A 19,034-nucleotide genomic window follows, 5' to 3' on the forward strand; every position below is an offset into this window, starting at 1 on the left:
GGCAATGGACATGGCAGGCGCGGACAGGTTTCGCAACCGCAGCGCGTCTGCCGCGCCCGGCACGCAATCCGGCATCGTCCGCCTGCTCTCGCTCACCGACCTCACCGAACCCGCCTTCATCGCCGCCTGGGAGCAGCTGGTAAAGCGCGCGGCCGAGCCCAATCCCTTCTTCGAACCGTGGTTTCTCGTCCCCTCGCTGCGGCATCGCGGCGCGGCTGGCCCGGTGACCGTCAAGGCCTGGTTCCACGCCGGACGCCTTGCCGGACTGCTGCCGATCGTCCGCAGCGCGCGTTACTATAGTCATGTCGTCACCCATGCGACCGTCTGGCTCCATGCCAATGCCTTCTGCGGCGTCCCGCTGGTGGCGGCCGGACTGGAGCAGGAGTTCTGGCGCGCTCTGCTCGCCCATTTCGACCGCACGGCCCGTCGCGCGCTGTTCCTGCACCTGCCGCTGCTGCCCGCCGATGGCCCGGTAAACGCCGCGCTCGAACGCGTGCTTGTCGGCGGAGCGCGCGCCTATTACCGCGTGGCCGAGGAAAACCGCGCCCTGCTTGGCGGTGAGGCGACGGCCGCCGAATATCTCGCAGCATCGCTGAGCGCCAAGAAGCGCAAGGAACTGCGCCGCCAGCACAATCGCCTTGCCGAAGAAGGCACGCTTGTCTTCGAGCGGCTGGAGGGCGCGGCCGGGCTGGCCGACTGGACAGCAGAATTTCTGGCGCTCGAGGCGGCCGGGTGGAAGGGCAAGGCCGGCTCGGCGCTGGCCTGCGCGCCCGAAACCACCGCGCTGTTCACGCAGTCGCTTGCGGGTGCGGCCGCGGCCGGACGGCTCGAGCGGCTGGCGCTGCGGCTCGACGGGCGGGCGATTGCGATGCTGGTCAATTTCATCACCCCGCCCGGCGCCTACAGCTTCAAGACCGCCTTCGACGAGGCCTATGCGCGCTTCTCGCCGGGGATGCTGCTGCAACTGGAAAACCTCGCGCTGCTCGAACGCCCCGATGTGCAGTGGGCCGACAGCTGCGCGATCGAGGGCCACCCGATGATCGAACGCCTGTGGCGCGCAAGGCGCCGCATGGTCAGCTGCAACATTGCCATCGGGGGTGCGGCGCGGCGCGCGCTGTTCCACCTGCTGATGGCCTATGAAACCCGCCCGAGGAAGTCCGCATGAACGCTCCGACCCCTTTCACCGACGCGCGGCCCGCGAGCGTGTTCGGCCCGTCTGCCCGCGCCCGCTTTGCCGCACATTATCCCGAGCGCCCGCATATCCTGACGCACAGTCTTACCAGCCATCCGCTGCTGGAAATCGAAGCGCTGGCGCAGCTCGCCGAGAAGCTCCCGATCGCATCGGTCGAATACAACCGCGGCGATCTGCCGATCGGGGTGGACGGCAAGCCGGGTTCCAACGGCCTTACCATCGCCGAAACCATCCGCCGCATCGCCGAAGCGCAGAGCTGGGCAGTGCTCAAGAACATCGAACAGGTGCCGGCTTACGAAGACCTGCTGCTGGGCCTGCTGGAGGAAATCCGCCCTGAAATCGAAGCTGCCACGGGCGCGATGCTGACACCACAGGGCTTCGTCTTCGTCTCCAGCCCCAATTCGGTCACGCCCTATCACTTTGATCCTGAACACAATATCCTGCTCCAGATCAGAGGAAGCAAGGTGATGACCCAGTTTCCGGCGGGCGATACCCGCTTCGTGCCGGACGAGGCCCACGAAATCTACCATTCGGGCGGCCCGCGCGAATTGAAGTGGGATGACGGCTTCCTCGCCCATGGCACTGAATTCCCGATCGGCCCAGGCGAGGCGCTGTTCGTGCCGGTGATGGCGCCACACTTCGTAAAGAACGGCCCGGCGCCCTCGGTCTCGCTGTCGATCACCTGGCGCAGCGCGTGGAGCTACCGCGAAAGCGACGCGCGCGTGTTCAATGCGATGCTGCGCCGACGCGGGCTGTCCCCCAAGGCTCCGGGGCGCTGGCCGCGTCAGAACTATGCCAAGGCCTATGCCTTGCGTATCATGCGCCGTCTCGGCTTGACGGGTTCCTAAGCCGAACGCATGGCCTTGCGCCATGACTGATACGACCGACCCTGAAGAGCTCCTCACCAGCCTGATCCGCCTTTTGACCGTCGAAAAGCGTGCCGCCGACGTTTACGCCGGGCCACCCCAGGCCGACGGAGTCGGGCGCGTGTTCGGCGGGCAGGTGCTGGCCCAGGCGCTCCAGGCGGCGCAAGCCTCGGTCACCGACGGCAAGCGCGCCCATTCACTGCACGCCTATTTCCTGCGCGGCGGGCGCGAGGGGGCGCCGATCGAATATCGCATCGCGCGCGATTTCGACGGACGCAGCTTCGCCAACCGCCGGGTGGTCGCCAGCCAGGAGGATGAGCACGGAATGCCGGTGCCGATCCTCAACCTCACCGCCAGTTTCCAGAGGCCCGAGGAGGGCCTTGAGCACAATGATGCGCCGATGCCCGATGTGCCCCACCCCGATGATCTGCGCCCGGATATGGAGCAGCGCCGCGCGCTCGTCGAAGCCTGGGGTGACCGTCTCGGCGAAAGCCAGCGCCGCCTGATGCTGCGCCCGCGCCCGATCGAGATGCGCACCTGCGATGCGCTCCACTGGATGAGCCGCGAGCCGCGCCCGCCTCGCGCGCATACGTGGTTCCGGGTCTGTGCGCCGATCACGGGCGCGGACGACACGCCCGAACTCCACCGCGCGATCATCACCTATGCCAGCGACTACACCTTGCTCGGCACCAGCGCCCTGCCGCACGGCCTGAGCTGGATGCGCGGCGAGCTGGTCGGCGCGAGCCTCGATCACGCGATCTGGTTCCACCGCGATGCGCGCGCGGACGAATGGCTGCTTTATGCCACCGACGCGCCGTGGAGCGGCGGCGGGCGGGGGTTCAACCGCGGGCGGATATTCAATCAGGCGGGCGAGCTGGTCGCGAGCGTCGCGCAGGAAGGGATGATGCGAAAAAGGCTTGCCCGGCCCTAACCCGCCCGGCGCCCGAGCGCGCGAGCGACTAATGCGCCAGAAGAATGGGCATGGCCGGCTTGGTCAGCATCTTGCGGGTCACTCCGCCGAGCAGCAGTTCCGCCAGCCGCGAATGGCCATAGGCGCCCATCACCATCAGCCCGCATTCGCGCATCCGTGCCGCAGAGAGCAGCGCGTCGGCGACACCGGCCGCGCTCTTGGGCACCTCGACCACTTCGCAGGCGATCCCGTGGCGGCTGAGATATTGCGCCCCTTCGAGCGAAGGAAAGTCGAAACGCGGCTTATCCTTTTCCTCGGCCACGCTCACCAGCCATACCTTGCGCGATGCCGCCAGCAGCGGCACCGCCGCGCGCAGGGCATGGGCGGCCTCGGACGAGCCGTTCCAAGCCACCATCACCGGCGCGCTGACATCGTAACGGGCGGTGTCCTGCGGCACCACCAGCACCGGCACCGGGGCGCGCAGCGCCAGATCGCCGGCCAAGGCCGACGGCCCGCGTCCGCCCGATCCGGAATCCGATGGGCCAACGATCACCAGATCGGCCAGCGGAGAATGTTCCAGCAGACGATCGGGCGCGATCCCGTAGACGAAGCGCCAGTCCCAGGCGACATCCTCGCCCGCCAGCCGCGCTTCGGTTTCGGCGCGCAGCTTTTCGGCGTTCTCCTTGATCACCGGCATCGCGGCGGCAATCGCCGAGCCATAGAAGTCGCCGGGGGCGAAGACTTCGTAGCTGATCGCCTGCAGGCAGGTGATGTGGCCATTGGTCGCCCGGGCAATGTCCAGCGCCACTTGCAGCCGCGCGATCATCGCCGCGTCGTGATCGATGTGCAGCAGGATCGATTTCATAACTGTTCTCCTACAGATGAGACCGAAGATGGCCAGGGAATGTTACGCCCGCCTTGACCCAGATCAATTTTCGCGCCGCGGCTTGCACGGCACGCCTTGCCGGTTCATTTTCCTGTCTCATGGGAGAGCAAGCATGCAGATCACGCGCCATCCGCCAATAAAGACCAGCCTCGAGCCGTCGAACCACCCCTATCTCACGGGTCCCTGGACGCCGCTGCACGAGGAAGTCGACGTTGCCGAACTGCCGGTGCTCGAAGGCGCGATTCCCCCCGACATCGACGGCATCTACCTGCGCAACACCGAAAACCAGGTGCATCAGCCCTTGGGCCGCCACCACCCCTTCGATGGCGATGCGATGATCCATCAGGTCAATATTTCCGGCGGCAAGGCAAGTTACCGCAACCGCTTCGTGCGCACCCATTGCTTCGAGGCCGAGCAGATCGCAGGCCAATCGCTGTGGGGCGGGCTGATGGATCCGTGGGGCACCTCGAAACGTCCCGGCTTCGGCGCGCATGGAGGCCTCAAGGACACCGGATCGACCGACATCATCGTCCATGCCGGGATCGCCTATGCGACGCTCTACCAATGCGGCGAGGCGTGGATGCTTGATCCGGTGACACTCGCGAACCTTGGCAAGGCTCCATGGGTGCCGCTCGATGGCATCTCGGCCCATCCCAAGGTGGATGAGGAGACCGGCGAGCTGATGTTCTTCAACTACGCGAAATATCCGCCTTTCATGCATTACGGCGTGGTCAACCGCGAAGGGCGGCTGGTGCACTACGTCCCCGTCCCGCTACCGGGGCCGCGCCTGCCGCACGATATGGCAATCACCAAGAACTGGTCGATCCTCAATGACATGCCGCTGTTCTGGGACGAGGCGCTGCTCACCCGCAATATCCACGCCGCACGCCTGCATCCGGACCTGCCGACCCGCTTCGCGCTGATCCCGCGCCACGGCGGCACGGCGGATATCCGCTGGTTCGAGGCGGCGCCAACCTATGTGCTGCACTGGACCAATGCGTGGGAAGAAGGCGACGAGGTGATCCTCGAAGGCTACCATCAGGCCAAGCCCATGCCCGATCCGCTCGAGGAGATGGGTCGATACAGCCACATGATGGCCTACGTCGACGAACATTCCTTCCAGAGCCGCCTGCACCGCTGGCGCTTCAACTTGCGCACCGGCGAGACCCGCGAGGAGCGGCTGAGCGAGCGCATCGTCGAGTTCGGCATGATCAATCCAAAGTTCGCTATGCGCAAGAGCCGCTATGTCTGGTCCACCACCACGCGGCCCGGCTGGTTCCTGTTCAACGGCTATGTCCGCCACGATACCCAGACCGGCGAGGAACAGGTCTATCGCCTGCCGGAAGGCGTCTATGCCAGCGAAAGCCCGATGATCCCGCGGAAAGGCGCCAGCATGGAAGACGACGGCTATCTCGTGACCTTCCTCATCGACGAGAATAGCGGCACGTCCGAATGCGCCATCCTTGATGCCAGCGATGTCACCAAGGGTCCGATCTGCCGCCTCGCGCTGCCGCACAAGATCTGTTCGGGGACGCATTCGGTGTGGGTCGAACATGATCAGCTGCGCAAGGATGCTGCCTTTCACGCAAGCCGGTTCGCGGTTGCCTGACTCAGCCTGCCGCCAGCCGGAGGCATGACATCGGTCGAAGCGCCTCGCGCGCTCGTCGCCCGCACGCTTGTGCAGGCATGGCTGCCGTCCTAGCGGCTGGCGAGAATTCCGATCCCCGGGGGAGCACCAATGAATCTTCGCCTTGTCCTCGCCGCGTCGAGCGCGCTGCTGCTTGTCGCTACCCCTGCGCTGGCTGGAAGCGCGCCGCCAGATGCCGCAGCCGCCCCGATCGCCCAGAGCGAGCACGACAAGCTCTTCGCGCTGTTCGACGATGCCGACGCGCGCGAACTGGCGCTCAATCCGCTCAACCGCCTGTTCCGCGGCGACGACACGAACGCCCGGCGGCTCGGCGACTTCCTGACCGACTCTGCCTTCCTCGCCGCGCGCACCGACACCCAGCTCAATCTCGCGCTGCTCGCCCAGATCGATCGGAGCAAGCTTTCGCCCACCGATCAGCTTGCCTATGACGTGTTCAAATATACCGAGCAACAGAAGCTCAAGGGTGCGAGCGACGATATCCGTGCGCTGACCGAGGTGCGCCCGCTCAACCACTTCTTCGGGCTGCACACCTTCTATCCGACCTTTGCCAGCGGCAAGGGCGTGGCGCCCTTCAAGACCCTTGCCAATTACGAGGACAATCTGGCGCGCCACGACGACTATATCGCCTTCATCGACCGGGCGATCGCCAAGTTCCGCGAAGGCATGGCCAGCGGCGTGGTCGAGACCAAGCTCACGGTCGGGATCATGATCACCCAGCTCGATACCCAGCTGGCGATCCCGCTGGCGGATTCGCAATACATGGCGCCGACCAAGGCATACCCCGAAGGCATCAGCGAACCCGACAAGGCGCGCCTGACCGCCGCCTACGAGGCCAAGACCCGCGAGCTCTATGCCGCCAACACACGTCTGCGGGACTTTCTCAAGAACGAATATCTTCCCGCTGCGCGCGACAGCATCGGCCTTTCCCAAATGAAGGGCGGCGCCCGGCTCTATGCCCAGCTGGTCGAGGAATCGACCACCCTGCCGCTCGATCCCGAAACCATCCACCAGCTTGGCCTGTCCGAGGTGGCGCGGATCAAGGCGGAGCTGGAAAAGGTCAGAAAGGAAGTGAAGTTCAAGGGCACGCTGGCCGAGTTCTTCGACTATGTCCGCACCGATCCCAGGTTCCAGCCCAAGACCCGCGAGGCGCTGACGCAGGACTATTACCGGATCGGCCGTGCGGTCGATGCCAGGATCGGCGAGCTGTTTTCGCTGATCCCCAAGTCGCCGCTCGAAATCCGGCCCTATGATCCTTCGACCGAACAGTTCGAGGCGGGCGGCTCCTACCAGGCGGGCTCGCCCGACGGGTCGCGCCAGGGGGTGTTTTACTTCAACGCCTATGACCTGCCGAGCCGCCTGACGCCGGGCAACGTCACACTTTATCTGCACGAAGGCGCGCCGGGGCACCACTTCCAGATCAGTCTGGCACAGGAAAACGAGGCCCTGCCCGCTTTCATGCGCTTCGGCGGCACCACCGCCTTTGTCGAAGGCTGGGCGCTCTATGCCGAGACGCTTGGCAACGAAATGGGCTTCTACAAGGATCCGTGGAACCGCTACGGCACCTTGCAGGACGAGCAGCTGCGCGCCATGCGGCTGGTGGTCGATACCGGCATCCACGCCAAGGGCTGGACGCGCGATCAGGCGATTGACTTCATGATGGAGAATTCGGGCATGACCCGCACCGAGGTGGTGGCCGAGGTCGATCGCTACATCGCCATTCCTAGCCAGGCGCTGGCCTACAAGATCGGCGCGCTCAAGATCCAAGAACTGCGCAAGCGGGCCGAGACCAGACTTGGTCGGCGGTTCGATATCAAGGCCTTTCACGAACAGGTGCTGAGCACCGGCGGCTTGCCGCTGACGATCCTCGAAGAAAAGATCGACCGCTGGATCGCCAGCCAAGCGGCGCGCTGATCGCCGCCTGCCGGGCGCCTGCACCAATCAGCTTATCGCATACTGTACTCCGGTTGCCCGCTCCGGCGGGTGCCGAGGCTTGCGTGTTCATTTGCCAGCAAGGATCGGATGAACACCTCTGCGCGGGCAACACGCCAACAAGGGCCGAACCGCAAGGGATCGCCGGCCCGAACACAGGAGCAGTGCCACCATGATCACCCCTGCCCCCGGCATTCGTCGCAGCCGTTTCGCGCTCGCGCTGTTGGCCGGTACCCTCGCCCTTTCCGCCACACAGGGGCTTTGCGCCCAGAACAGCGATGGGGGCGAGGTGCTGACCACCGTCTATGGCAACCTGCCCGCCATGGCGGAGATGAACGAAGGCCCGCGAATCGAAGGCATCATATCGGCGCGGCAGGGCCAACGCCTTCAGGTGACCAGCGAAGACGGCACCAGCACCATCCTCACGCTTCACCCCGATACCGAGATCCGCACCCGCGGCGGGTTCCTCGGGATCGGCAACAAGACCTTTGACCAGAGCGCGCTGATCAACGGCCTACCGGTCAAGATCCGCACCCGCCAGTATGGCGAGGGGCTGGTGGCGAGCGAAGTGCGCTTTACCAGCGACGATCGGCTGATCGCGGCGATGATCCGCGGCGGCACGGCGCAGAAATTTGCCGAACAGGGCGCGGCGATCCAGCAGAACGCCGCCGCTACCGAAGCCCTGCGGGGCCGCCTCGGCGATATCGACAAGTACAACCTCAAGAGCACCACCAACGTCTATTTCGAGGTTGGCAAGGCGGTGCTTTCGCCGCGTGCCAAGAGCGAGCTTTGCGCTGCCGCGCAGGCCGCCAGCGCGAATGAGAACGCGCTGATGCTGGTGCTGGGCTACACCGATTCCACCGGCTCGGCCGAGGTCAATCAGGCGCTTTCGGAAAAGCGCGCCGCAGCCGTGGTCAACCACCTGCAGCAGGTGTGCAAGTGGAAGCCCTATCGGATGCTCACCCCGACCGGCATGGCGACCGCCGATCCGGCCGCTGACAACGCCACCGCCGCCGGCCGGGCGCAGAACCGCCGCGTTTCGGTCAACGTGCTGGTCAGCAAGGCGCTCGACGGACAGTAGGACAATGGCGGGGCAGGCTATTTCGCTCCTGCCCCGCCGGCCCCGTCAATAGCCCGTGTTGGAACACAGAACGTCGGCAAGATAGACCTCGCGTCGTACCGTCTCCATCATCTGCCGCACCGAACGCCGCCAGCCCATCGCCACGCAGAAATCATTGGCGGTGCGTGCCGCGCAATTGCTGCTGGGATTGCCATTGGGGCAGGCGAGCACGCGGTAGCCCCCCCGAGCCGGGGCCGGATAGAACTCCGCGGCCATTCCGCGCAGCGACGGATTGCGGCCAGGTTCACCGCCCGGCGGGCTCCAGCCGAGCGGGCGCATCGACTGCACCATCAGGCCACGCAGCGGTCGGCCCAGAATAGGCCGGTCGCTTTCGATAATCTGGCAGTTTCCGCGATAATTGATCCGCTCGCACAATTCCCACCGGCCTGCGCGCACGCGGATGGAATTGACCCGCCATGCAAGGCCCAGATTGGGCTGCGGCTCGCTGACATTGACAGCTGGCCCCTGATAGCCCGCATCGCGATAGATGATTGCTTCCGGTGCGGGATCGGGCCGCCACATCTTGTCTTCCTGCGCTGCCGCGCCGGTCATTCCCATGCCTGCAATGCCAGCCAGCGCCAGCGCACCGATTGCCAACGCAAATCCTTTGCCAATCATGGCATTCTCCCCCCCATTGCCGCGCCTTGGCGCATCCAGAGGCAAGAGTGACCGACATTGCGGGACACTGCAAGCTTTTGCAGTCAGCCGCCCGCGTGATAGAAATCATAGACCTTTCGCGCGACGGCGGCGCTGACACCGGGTGCGCGCTGGAGATCTTCGAGCGCGGCGGCGCGGACTTTGCTGGCGGTGCCGAAATGCAACAGCAGCGCGCGCTTGCGGGCCGGGCCGATGCCGGGAATCTCGTCGAGCGGGCTTGCGGTGATCGCCTTGGAGCGCTTGGCCCGGTGCGCGCCGATCACATAGCGATGCACCTCATCGCGCAGGTTCTGGAGGTGGAACAAGAGCGGTGAACCGGGCGGCAGCATCTTCTCGCGCCCGTCGGGGAAGTGGAACACCTCGCGCGCTTCGCGCCCATGATGCGGCCCCTTGGCGATGCCGATCACCGCGATCTCGTCGGCGATCCCGATCTCCTCCAACACCGCCATCACGCTGGAGACTTGCCCCTTGCCGCCGTCGATCAGGATGAGATCGGGCAGTGTCGTTTCGTGCCCGCCGGGCTTGGCCCCGGGGTTTTCCGCGCCTTCCGCGAAATTGCGGAACCGCCGCGTCATCACCTCGCGCATCATCGCGAAATCGTCGTTGGTCTGCGCCTCGCGGATGTTGAACTTGCGATACTGGCCCTTCTCGAAGCCCTCTGGCCCCGCGACCACCATTGCGCCGACAGCCTTCGCCCCCTGGATATGGCTGTTGTCATAGACCTCGATCCGCTGCGGGGGCGCGTCGAGCTCCAGAAACTCGGCCAGCTCGCGGTTGAGCTTGGCCTTGGTGCCGGTCTCGGCCAGCCGCCGCTCCAGCGCCTCGACGGCATTGCGCTGGGCCTGCGCCATCAGCTTGCGCCGGTCGCCGCGCTCGGGGATCGAGACGCGCACCTTGCGGCCCGCCAGTTCGGACAGTGCCGCCTCGATCAGCTCGGCCTCGGGCAGTTCGCGGCCCACCAGAATGGTCGGCGGCGGGGGCACCTCCTCGTAGAATTGCAGCATCACGTCGGCCAGCACCTGCGCCTCGTCCACATCCGCGGTGTGGCGCGGGAACAGCGCGCGGTGGCCCCAGTTCTGCCCGCCGCGGATGAAGAAGGACTGGACGCTCATCTGCCCGTTCCTGGCCGCCAGTGCGAAGACATCGGCATCGCCCAGGCCTTGCGCATTGATCGCTTGGCTGCCCTGGATGAAGGTCGCCGCGCGCAGCCGGTCACGCAGTATCGCCGCGGTCTCGAAATCGAGGTTCTCGGCCGCCTCGGCCATCTGCCGCTCCAAGTCAGCCTGCACCGCACTGGACTTGCCGGAGAGGAAATCCTTCGCCTGCCGCACCAGTGCGTCATAGCCGGCTGCATCGATCCGCCCGACGCAGGGTGCAGAGCAGCGCTTGATCTGGTAAAGCAGGCAGGGCCGGTCGCGGTTGTTGAAGAAGCTGTCGGTGCAGCTGCGCAGCAGGAACAACTTCTGCAGTGCTTTCAGCGTAGTGTTGACGCTGCCCGCACTAGCGAACGGCCCGTAGTAATTGCCCTTCGCTCGCCGCGCGCCGCGGTGTTTCTGGATGCGCGGGAAAGGATGGTCTGTGCGCAGCAGGATGAAGGGGAAACTCTTGTCGTCGCGCAGCAGCACATTGAAGGGCGGGCGGAAGCGCTTGATCAGCTGCGCTTCGAGCAGCAGCGCCTCGGCCTCGGAATTGGTGATGACGATTTCCATGCTGCGGGTCTGGCTGACCATGCGCTGGAGCCGCCCGGAAAGCTGGGCGATCTGCGTGTAATTCGCCACCCGCGCCTTGAGCGAGCGCGCCTTTCCGACATAGAGCACCTCACCCCGCGCATCGAGCATCCGGTAGACGCCCGGCACCGGCTTCAAGACCTTCACCGTCTCGCGGATCGCCCGCACCCCGCCCTCCAGATCGGGCTGGGCCGAGGCGACGGTATGGGCGGCGCGCTCCTCGTTGAAGCGCTCCGCGCCGCGCGGATCGTGGGGGGTGCCTGCGGGGGTTCGGGCCATGGGGGCCAGATAGGGATGATGGGGGACGATTGGCAATTGCCGAGCGGCGCCCTATCGGCAGGTTCGTGGAAACGAGCGATGTCATCATTCTCGGTGCGGGCGCCGCCGGACTGTTCTGCGCCGGACGGGCCGGCCAGCGCGGGCTCAAGGTCGTGCTGCTGGAGAAAACCGATGCGCCGGGGAAGAAAATCCTGATTTCGGGCGGCGGGCGCTGCAACTTCACCAATCTGGGTGCAGGGCCGGGCAATTACCTCTCGGCCAATCCGCATTTCGCCAAGAGCACGCTCGCCCGCTACACCCCGGCAGATTTCATCGCGCTGGTCGAAAAGCACAGGATCGTTTGGCACGAAAAGACGCTGGGGCAGCTGTTCTGCGACGGTTCGGCCAAGCAGATCGTGGCGATGCTGCTGGCCGAATGCCCGTCAGAGCAGGTGGCGCTGACCTGCGGGGTAGAGGTGGCAAGCGTGGCGCGCGGCGAGGATGGCAGCTTCACCGTCACCGCCAACGATGGCCGCCAATGGCAGGCCCCCGCGCTGGTGATCGCCACCGGCGGGCCTTCCATTCCAAAAATGGGTGCAAGCGATTTCGCCTACCGCCTCGCCCGCCAGTTCGGATTGAAGGTGGTCGAGCCCCGTCCAGCCCTTGTGCCTCTTACGCTCGGTGGTGAGGAGGCGCTGTTCCGCGAGCTGTCGGGCGTCGCCGCGCCGGTGCTCGCCCGGGCCGGGAAAGCCCAATTCGCCGAGGCCGCGCTGTTCACCCACAAGGGCCTCTCCGGCCCGGCGATCTTGCAAGTTTCGTCCTATTGGCGCCATGGCGAGGCGGTCGGCATCACCTTCCTTCCCGATGCCGCGACCGACTGGCTGATCGACGCCAAGCGCGATCGCCCCCGCGCCCAGCTTCGCACGCTGCTGAGGGAGCGCCTGCCCGATCGCTTGGCCGATGCGCTGGCTGAACGGCTCGGACTGGAACGCGCGTTGGGGAACCTTGCGGACAAGGAACTGCGCGAAGCACAAGTCAGGCTGGCCGACTGGCGCTTCCATCCCAACGGCACCGAAGGCTATGCCAAGGCCGAAGTCACCGCAGGCGGCATCGCCACGGCGGAGCTTTCCAGCCGGACGATGGAAGCGACAAAGGTGCCGGGCCTTTATGCCATCGGCGAGGCGGTGGACGTCACCGGCTGGCTGGGCGGCTACAATTTCCAATGGGCCTGGGCGAGCGGCCATGCCTGCGCCGAGGCCTTGGCCGAGGCAAGCACCTGAACCCCGCCGAGGCACCGGCTGCCGGGCCGCGCCTAGAACAGCTTTCTGAGGTCGATGCCGAGATAGAGGCCCACCGGATCAATCACGAAGGGCTGGTAGTTGATCGGCGTGTCGCCGTTCGAATCCCGAACCTTGCGCTGCGCATCGAACAGGTTGTCAGCGCGCAAGGATACCCGCGTGTCCTTCAGGAAGCCCTGGTTCTTGCCGGTGATCTCGCCGATATTGGCAAAGAGGCGCAGGTTGAAGGTGACAATATCGTCGAAGAACAGATCGGTGCTGCCCGGCAGACCTGAGCCATCGAGGCGCGTCTTGCCAGTATAGATTCCCGACAGGCGCACACCCATGCCCTTGCCGAACAGACCCGCTTCGAGCCGGCTCGAATAGCGCGGCAGGCCGAAAGCGCCGGTCGCCTGCCCGTCGAGCTGATCGAGCGGGGCCAGGCCGTCGGCGATGAGGATCTCGTTGTCGAGCTCGATCGTGTGGGTCAGGTTGACGAAGTAGCGGAAGCCGGGGAACTGGCGGCCGCCCAGCGGGTTGAACGCCGACCCGCCCGTGGGCGCACCGCCGCCGGTCGCCGCAGCACCGCCGGCACGGGCCTGCGCCGGCGCGGGCGCCATCGCGCAGAAGCGCTGCTTGAACTGCTCGAGCGCTTGCGGAGGGATGGTGCCATCAGGCGCGCGCGAACGATCCAGCGCCATCTTGATGAAGGCGGGATCGACACCCGGAAGCTCGGCCGAGACATCCTCGCCGCGCTCGATCTTGCCGACCAGCTCGGCAATCGCAGCCGTGCCGTCAGGGCCGCAAGCGCGTTCCCGGAAGGCGGCGAATTGCGGGTTGGCCACCGGCGCACCGCCCTGCCCCGGCGCTCCGCCGGGAGCGCCGCCGCCCTGACCGCCACCCATGATCATCGCCGGATCGAAGCTGCAGATGCGGGTGCGCAAACCCGCAAGGCGCGCAGGATCGATCTTGCCGTCCTCACCGCGCTGGCGCGCAAGCATCGGTGCAAGGCGCGCCGGATCGATGCCGGGAAATTCGGCGGAAATATCGGCCCCGCTTTCGATCGCGGCGAGGAGCTTCTCGAGGAAGGAAAGCCCGTCATCGGCGCACAGCCGCGCGCGGAAGGCCATGAACTGCTCGCGCTGTTCAGGCGTGGGCATAGCCCCGTCGCCGAAACGCGGCGGACCGCCTGGCGGTGCCTGCACCGGGGCCTGAGCGGGGCCGTTTGTCGGCGGCGCCGCCACCCTCGCCGGAGGCCCGCCGGCACCCGCCGGACGGCCGCCGTCTGGTCCGCCGAACCCGCCGCCCGCCGGCGCGCCGATGCTGCCATTGGTCGAGAAGATGAACTGCACCCGGTTGGCGCGGGTCTTGGCAAAGCTCACCGCACGCCGGTCGACCGCGATCAGGCGGCCATTGGCATCGCGTGTCACCCGGCCGGGGAAGGCGGCCTCGATCTCGGGAGTGATCTGCGGAAAGGCGCTGACGACATTGTCCGAACGGTTGCGGATATATTCGACCGTCAGCCGGGTGTTGTCCCAGAACGGCAGCGACCAATTGGCAGCGAATTTCCAGTCGCGCTGCGTCTCCGCCGGAAGCGCCGGATTGCCGCCGGTGATGACATCGGCCAGCACCGTCTCGCCATTGGTGAAGTCGAACACCGGCACGTTGAAATTGGTGATGATCGGATTGCCAAGCGCCGCCAGCCCCGGCGCGACTTCGCGCCAGATATAGGTTGCCGACAGATCGAGGCCGTCAACCGGCGACCAGTTGAGCCCCGCGTTCCAATCGCCCAGCAAACCGAAATCGCTCAGATCCTCCACGCCCGCCTGCACGTTGAGCGTGAAAGTCCCCAGAGCATCGGCCACCCCGGCGCGGCGGCTGGTGAGCGGGATCACGACATTGGCCCCGGTTGAAAGATTGCGCCGGGTCAGCGTCGTATTCTGGTTGCTGCGGGTGTCGCCGCTTTCGATCCGCTGCCAGTCGATCCCGACATCGAAAGTCGCCAGCACCTCGCCTGCAGGCAGTTCACCGAGCGGTCCTTCGAGCGTGGTGCGTGACTGGCCGGTGATGTTGCGACTGCGCGCGATATCAAACCCGGCATCGGCGCTAGTCGGCAGCGGGCCGGTGGGCGCGAGCGTCCCGGCGAGCGCCGCCGCGCGCAGCGCAGCCGTATCGAAACGCCGGTCGATCCGGGTCTCGGTTTCCGAAAGGCTTGCGTCGAAGGTGGTGGTGAGGCGGAAATTGTTGACCGGCCTGTTCAGCGATCCGGCGGTCGAGACGGTGTCGGTCGCGCTGCGGCGTTCGAGCGGCGTGTCGGCACCGAAGGTGCGCAGGATGCCCGGCACCGACGGATCGGCGGTCAGCACCACGGTGTTGAGCCCGTCGAGACTGCGGCTTGCGTTGCGCTGGTAACTGAGGTTGGCGCTAAGCGAGGTGCCGCTGTCGATCAGCGCCTTGGCCCAGCTGAGGTTGCCCTCGAAGCTGAAGGTGTCGGCGGTGAGGCTGCGGAATTCAGCCTGCGCGGGATCGCCCGGCACGGTGCTCACCGAACCCGGGGTCTGGATGATGTCGCGCTCGGCCTCGGTCAGCAGCGAGGCGTCGGAGAGTTCGAAATCGAGGTTGAAGCGGCCGCCATCGGCGATGCGCAGGGTGCCGAAGTCCTGTTCGGTGCGCACGAACCCGCCACGCGAAGGGGTCTCGAACTCGAACTCGACTTCCCGGTTGGAGTAGTTTTCCTTGAGAATCAGATTGATCACCCGGCGATCGGGCGGAAAGCCAAAGCGCTGGGCGACTTCCTCCGGGAATACCTCGACCCGCGCCAGGGCCTCGGGCGGATAGGAGGCGAATTCGCGGAAAGACCCGATGCGGATACCGTTGACGAGGATCACCGGTTGCCCGCCGCCGCGCCCGCGCGCCGAGCCGGTCTGGGCGCTGATCTGGGCGATGAGATCGGTGATCGAGGTCACCCCCTCGGCCGCGATCGCCTGCTCGTCGAGCTGAAGCAGCGGGGCCTGATCGACCATGAGCTGGCCGCGGATACGCTTGCCGCTGACGACGATCTCGTCCGCGGAGACAGCCACGCCGCTGGCGCTCTCCGGCTCGTCCTCTTCGGTCGTCTGCGGCAAAGCGACCGGTTGCGGCTGCGCGGTTCCGGCAGTGCGGGCCAGCACCGGCAGGGCCGCGGCAAGGCTGGCAGCGCAGGTGCCTGCGCACAGCATGGCGCGGAAAAGCGGGGAGAGGTTCATGATGTCCCTTCGATCTTGGTTTTGGTTATGGTGCAGGCCACTCTTGCGGTGATTGCGGTTTCGCCCGGCTATCCGGCTTACAGCCGAAAAAGCAGAGGCTCGCCAACAGTGAGACAGAAGGCCCGAACCGTTTTGCCCGCGCCGCTTAAAGCTGGAGCCTTCCCTTTTGGTTCCCGCATCGCTAAAGCGCGCTAGCTTTTCGACCGGCGCAATGTGCGTCGCACCAGTACCAGAAGGGATTTCATGGCCAAGGAAGAACTCCTCGAAATGCGCGGGCGCGTCGTCGAACTGCTGCCCAATGCGATGTTCCGGGTGGAGCTTGAAAATGGCCATGAAGTGCTCGGCCACACCGCAGGCAAAATGCGCAAGAACCGCATTCGCGTGCTGGTGGGCGATGAAGTGCTGTGCGAGCTGACGCCCTATGATCTCACCAAGGCGCGCATCACCTATCGCTTCATGCCGGGTCGCGGCGGCCCCGGCCCGCAATAAGCGGCAGCGCCGCTGATGGGCGCGCCCCTCCATCTGACGCTGGCTTCGGCCTCGCCCCGGCGGCGTGAATTGCTCGCGCGGCTGGGCCTTGCGCCCGATGCCGTGACCCCTGCCGAAATCGACGAGACCCCGCTCAAGGGCGAAAGGCCGCGCGCCTATGCCTTGCGCATGGGGCGCGAGAAGGCGTGCGCGCTCGAGGCTCCGGGCTTTGTGCTGGCGGGCGATACCGTGGTGGCGGTGGGGCGGCGCATCCTGCCCAAGGCCGAAAGCGAAGCAGAGGCCCGCGCCTGTCTCGAACTGATGAGCGGGCGGCGGCACCAGGTGCTTTCCAGCGTGGTGCTGCGCACGCCTGATGGCCGCTTGCGTGAGCGGCTCGACGTGACGGTGGTGTGCTTCAAACGCCTCTCCGCCGAGGAGATTGCGGCCTATCTCGCCAGCGGTGAATGGCGTGGCAAGGCGGGCGGCTATGCCATTCAGGGCAGAGCCGAGGGGCTGATTGCATGGATCAGGGGCAGCCATTCGGGGGTGATGGGCCTGCCGCTCTACCATACCCGGGCGCTGCTCAAGGCGGCGGGGTTCCCGCTTGGCTGAGTGGCTGATCGAGGAAGGGATTGCGGAGACCCGCGCCCTGATGGTCCAAGGCGAGCGCGTCCTTGCCGCCAAGCTGATGTGGCCGGGCGAACGCGCCGCCGGCACCCGCTGCACCGGCCGGCTCGCGGCCAAGCTCACCGGCACGCGGCGCGGGGTGGCGCTGCTCGATGATGGCACCGAGGCGCTGGTCGATCATCTCCCCCCGCAAGTGACCGAGGGCCAGAGCCTCGATCTCGTCATCACCCGCGCCGCCCTTGCCGAACGCGGGCGCTTCAAGCGGGCGCAAGCGCGGGTCGCGGCCGCCGATGCGCCCTCCCCCGCCCCGGTCTGGCCGGATGGGCGGGTGGTTCGCCGCTTCCCCAGCGGCCTGTGGGACGAAGTGTGGCACGCCGCCTCATCGGGCAGCATCGCCTTTCCGGACGGCGAAATCCTCGTCAGCGTCACCCCCGCGATGACCGTGATCGACGTCGACGGCATCGGCACCGCACGCGCGGTGGCGCTGGGAGGCGTGCCCGCGATTGCCCAGGCGCTGGCGTGGTTCGACCTTGGCGGTAGCATCGGGATCGACTTCCCGACCTTGCCGAGCAAGCAGGATCGCCGCGCTCTCGACGAGGCGCTGGGAGCAGCGCTCGATCACTGGCCGCATGAACGCACCGCGATGAACGGCTTCGGCTTCGTCCAGCTGGTCGCGCGGCTCACCGGCCCTTCGTTGCTCCACCGATTTGCCACCGCCAGGCTCGGCATGGCCGCCCGCATGGCGCTGCGCCGGGCGGAGCTGGCAAGCGATGGTGGCACCGGACGGGTGCTGGAACTGACGATCCACCCCGCGCTCAACGCCAAGCTCAAAGCGCCGTGGCTCGCCGAACTCGCCCGCCGCACGGGGCGCGAGGTGCGCGTCGCACTCGATCCGGCCCTTGCCATCGAAGCGGCCCATGCCCAACTTCGGAACGCATGACACTCGCCTCCAAGCCCTGCCCGATCTGCCGCAAGCCCCGCCAGCCGGAGCACGCCCCCTTCTGCTCCGCGCGCTGCCGCGACCGGGACCTGGCGCGCTGGTTCTCGGATTCCTACGCCGTGCCCGGCCCGCCGGCCGACCCTGAGGAACTGGCGCGCGAGGAATGGCGAGATCCGGATTGACGCGAGGGCGCAATTATCCTGCCGGACAGACGCAAAACCCCCTTGCCAACCCCTGCCGCCTTCGCCATAGGGCCGCTCTCATTTGCTCGCCGGGCTGTTCAAGGCCCGTCGCTTGCAGCGAATGCCCGAGTAGCTCAGGGGTAGAGCAGCGGATTGAAAATCCGCGTGTCGGTGGTTCAAATCCGCCCTCGGGCACCATTCGCTGAACAGGGCTGATCGCCCAGAGGGAAAGTGCCAATGTCCCGCCGCACCAAGCTCTATGAAGGCAAGGCCAAGATCCTCTACGAGGGGCCAGAGCCGGGCACGCTGATCCAGTATTTCAAGGACGATGCGACTGCCTTCAACGCCGAGAAAAAGGGCACGATCGCCGGCAAGGGGGTGATCAACAACCGCATTTCCGAGCACGTCTTCACGCGCCTCGGGCATATCGGCATCCCCACCCACTTCATCCGCCGGCTCAACATGCGCGAGCAGCTGATCCGCCAGGTCGAGATCATTCCGCTCGAAGTGGTGGTGCGCAATGTCGCGGCCGGTTCGCTCTCCAAGCGCCTCGGGATCGAGGAAGGCGAGCCGCTGCCGCACACGCTGATCGAATATTATTACAAGGACGATGCGCTGGGCGATCCGCTGGTGGCCGAAGAGCACATCGCCTGCTTCAACTGGTGCAGCCACGAGGAAATGCACGACATTTCCTCGATGGCGATCCGCATCAACGATTTTCTGTGCGGGATGTTCGCTGCGATCGACATCCGGCTGATCGACTTCAAGCTCGAGTTCGGGCGGCTCTATGATGGCGATTACAGCCGCGTGATCCTGGCGGACGAGATCAGCCCCGATGGCTGCCGGCTGTGGGACATGGCCACCGGCGAGAAGCTCGACAAGGACCGGTTCCGCCGCGATCTGGGCGGCGAGGAGGAGGCTTACCGCGAAGTCGCGCGTCGGCTCGGCCTGCTCAACGGGGAGGATAACGGCCCGGGCGAGGTGTTCGACCTGTCCCACGCCCGCAGCCGCCTGCGCGGCCCGCCGCCGCTCAAGAAATAGGCTGACACACCGGTTTCAGCGGTTAGACTCGCTTGCGATGATCGGCGGTGATCGAAGCGAG

The 19,034-nt window shown here is 66.2% G+C and carries 16 protein-coding genes and 1 tRNA gene; 13 read left to right on the forward strand and 4 right to left on the reverse strand.

Annotation, left to right across the window (positions count from 1 at the left end):
• Positions 1–4: 4 nt before the first annotated feature.
• From BZF61_RS11805 to BZF61_RS11815, 3 genes are read left to right on the forward strand one after another with little or no spacing between them, the layout of a single operon-like run.
• Complete coding sequence (locus BZF61_RS11805; RefSeq protein WP_245804611.1) at positions 5–1,165, forward strand: GNAT family N-acetyltransferase; 1,161 nt, start codon at positions 5–7, stop codon at positions 1,163–1,165.
• A complete protein-coding gene (locus tag BZF61_RS11810; RefSeq protein ID WP_086619481.1) occupies positions 1,162–2,040 on the forward strand; it encodes a cupin domain-containing protein in 879 nt (292 codons plus the stop codon). Before BZF61_RS11805 ends, BZF61_RS11810 begins: the two co-directional genes overlap by 4 nt.
• 22 nt (positions 2,041–2,062) lie before the next feature.
• Entirely contained in the window at positions 2,063–2,989 is a 927-nt protein-coding gene (locus BZF61_RS11815; RefSeq protein WP_086619483.1) for an acyl-CoA thioesterase, read from the forward strand.
• A 28-nt stretch (positions 2,990–3,017) separates the two neighbouring features.
• Here the strand turns inward: BZF61_RS11815 and BZF61_RS11820 are convergent, their stop codons facing one another.
• A complete protein-coding gene (locus BZF61_RS11820; protein WP_086619484.1) occupies positions 3,018–3,833 on the reverse strand; it encodes a universal stress protein in 816 nt (271 codons plus the stop codon).
• 133 nt (positions 3,834–3,966) lie between these two features.
• On the opposite strand from BZF61_RS11820, the gene BZF61_RS11825 reads away from it, so the two are divergent.
• The 3 genes from BZF61_RS11825 (at position 3,967) to BZF61_RS11835 (ending at position 8,512) form a co-directional block, all read left to right on the forward strand.
• Positions 3,967–5,463 (forward strand): carotenoid oxygenase family protein, encoded by a 1,497-nt coding sequence (locus BZF61_RS11825; RefSeq protein ID WP_086619485.1) that lies wholly within the window; start codon positions 3,967–3,969, stop codon positions 5,461–5,463.
• Positions 5,464–5,592: 129 nt separating this feature from the next.
• Positions 5,593–7,413, forward strand: a complete 1,821-nt coding sequence (locus BZF61_RS11830) for a DUF885 domain-containing protein (RefSeq protein ID WP_086619487.1) — start codon at positions 5,593–5,595, stop codon at positions 7,411–7,413.
• Positions 7,414–7,603: 190 nt separating this feature from the next.
• The gene (locus tag BZF61_RS11835; RefSeq protein WP_086619488.1) at positions 7,604–8,512 is read left to right on the forward strand and encodes an OmpA family protein; all 909 of its coding nucleotides are present in this window, start codon (positions 7,604–7,606) and stop codon (positions 8,510–8,512) included.
• Positions 8,513–8,557: 45 nt separating this feature from the next.
• Here the strand turns inward: BZF61_RS11835 and BZF61_RS11840 are convergent, their stop codons facing one another.
• Both BZF61_RS11840 and uvrC read right to left on the reverse strand, forming a co-directional pair.
• Positions 8,558–9,169 (reverse strand): beta/gamma crystallin-related protein, encoded by a 612-nt coding sequence (locus tag BZF61_RS11840; protein WP_086619490.1) that lies wholly within the window; start codon positions 9,167–9,169, stop codon positions 8,558–8,560.
• A gap of 83 nt (positions 9,170–9,252) precedes the next feature.
• Positions 9,253–11,214, reverse strand: coding sequence for an excinuclease ABC subunit UvrC (gene uvrC, locus BZF61_RS11845; protein WP_086619491.1), 1,962 nt, complete (start codon positions 11,212–11,214; stop codon positions 9,253–9,255).
• 65 nt (positions 11,215–11,279) lie between these two features.
• Here uvrC and BZF61_RS11850 point away from each other — a divergent pair, with 65 nt between their 5' ends.
• Positions 11,280–12,473, forward strand: coding sequence for a BaiN/RdsA family NAD(P)/FAD-dependent oxidoreductase (locus BZF61_RS11850; RefSeq protein ID WP_086619492.1), 1,194 nt, complete (start codon positions 11,280–11,282; stop codon positions 12,471–12,473).
• Positions 12,474–12,505: 32 nt separating this feature from the next.
• On the opposite strand, the gene BZF61_RS11855 is transcribed toward BZF61_RS11850, so the two are convergent.
• Positions 12,506–15,715, reverse strand: coding sequence for a TonB-dependent receptor (locus BZF61_RS11855; protein ID WP_086619493.1), 3,210 nt, complete (start codon positions 15,713–15,715; stop codon positions 12,506–12,508).
• 243 nt (positions 15,716–15,958) lie between these two features.
• Between BZF61_RS11855 and infA the strand changes: the two genes are divergently transcribed.
• The 6 genes from infA (at position 15,959) to purC (ending at position 18,973) form a co-directional block, all read left to right on the forward strand.
• Positions 15,959–16,204, forward strand: a complete 246-nt coding sequence (gene infA, locus BZF61_RS11860) for a translation initiation factor IF-1 (RefSeq protein ID WP_007163491.1) — start codon at positions 15,959–15,961, stop codon at positions 16,202–16,204.
• Between the two features lie 15 nt (positions 16,205–16,219).
• Positions 16,220–16,795, forward strand: coding sequence for a Maf family protein (locus tag BZF61_RS11865; RefSeq protein ID WP_086619495.1), 576 nt, complete (start codon positions 16,220–16,222; stop codon positions 16,793–16,795).
• The gene (locus BZF61_RS11870; protein WP_086619496.1) at positions 16,788–17,750 is read left to right on the forward strand and encodes an Rne/Rng family ribonuclease; all 963 of its coding nucleotides are present in this window, start codon (positions 16,788–16,790) and stop codon (positions 17,748–17,750) included. Before BZF61_RS11865 ends, BZF61_RS11870 begins: the two co-directional genes overlap by 8 nt.
• Entirely contained in the window at positions 17,747–17,932 is a 186-nt protein-coding gene (locus BZF61_RS11875; RefSeq protein ID WP_086619498.1) for a DNA gyrase inhibitor YacG, read from the forward strand. Before BZF61_RS11870 ends, BZF61_RS11875 begins: the two co-directional genes overlap by 4 nt.
• Before the next feature lie 123 nt (positions 17,933–18,055).
• A tRNA-Phe gene (locus tag BZF61_RS11880) sits at positions 18,056–18,130 on the forward strand.
• A gap of 39 nt (positions 18,131–18,169) precedes the next feature.
• Positions 18,170–18,973 carry a phosphoribosylaminoimidazolesuccinocarboxamide synthase gene (gene purC, locus BZF61_RS11885; protein ID WP_086619499.1) on the forward strand — a complete coding sequence of 268 codons (804 nt, stop codon included), beginning with the start codon at positions 18,170–18,172 and terminating at the stop codon, positions 18,971–18,973.
• Positions 18,974–19,034: the final 61 nt, after the last annotated feature.

The organism is Erythrobacter tepidarius (assembly GCF_002155695.1).
GTDB lineage: Bacteria > Pseudomonadota > Alphaproteobacteria > Sphingomonadales > Sphingomonadaceae > Erythrobacter > Erythrobacter tepidarius.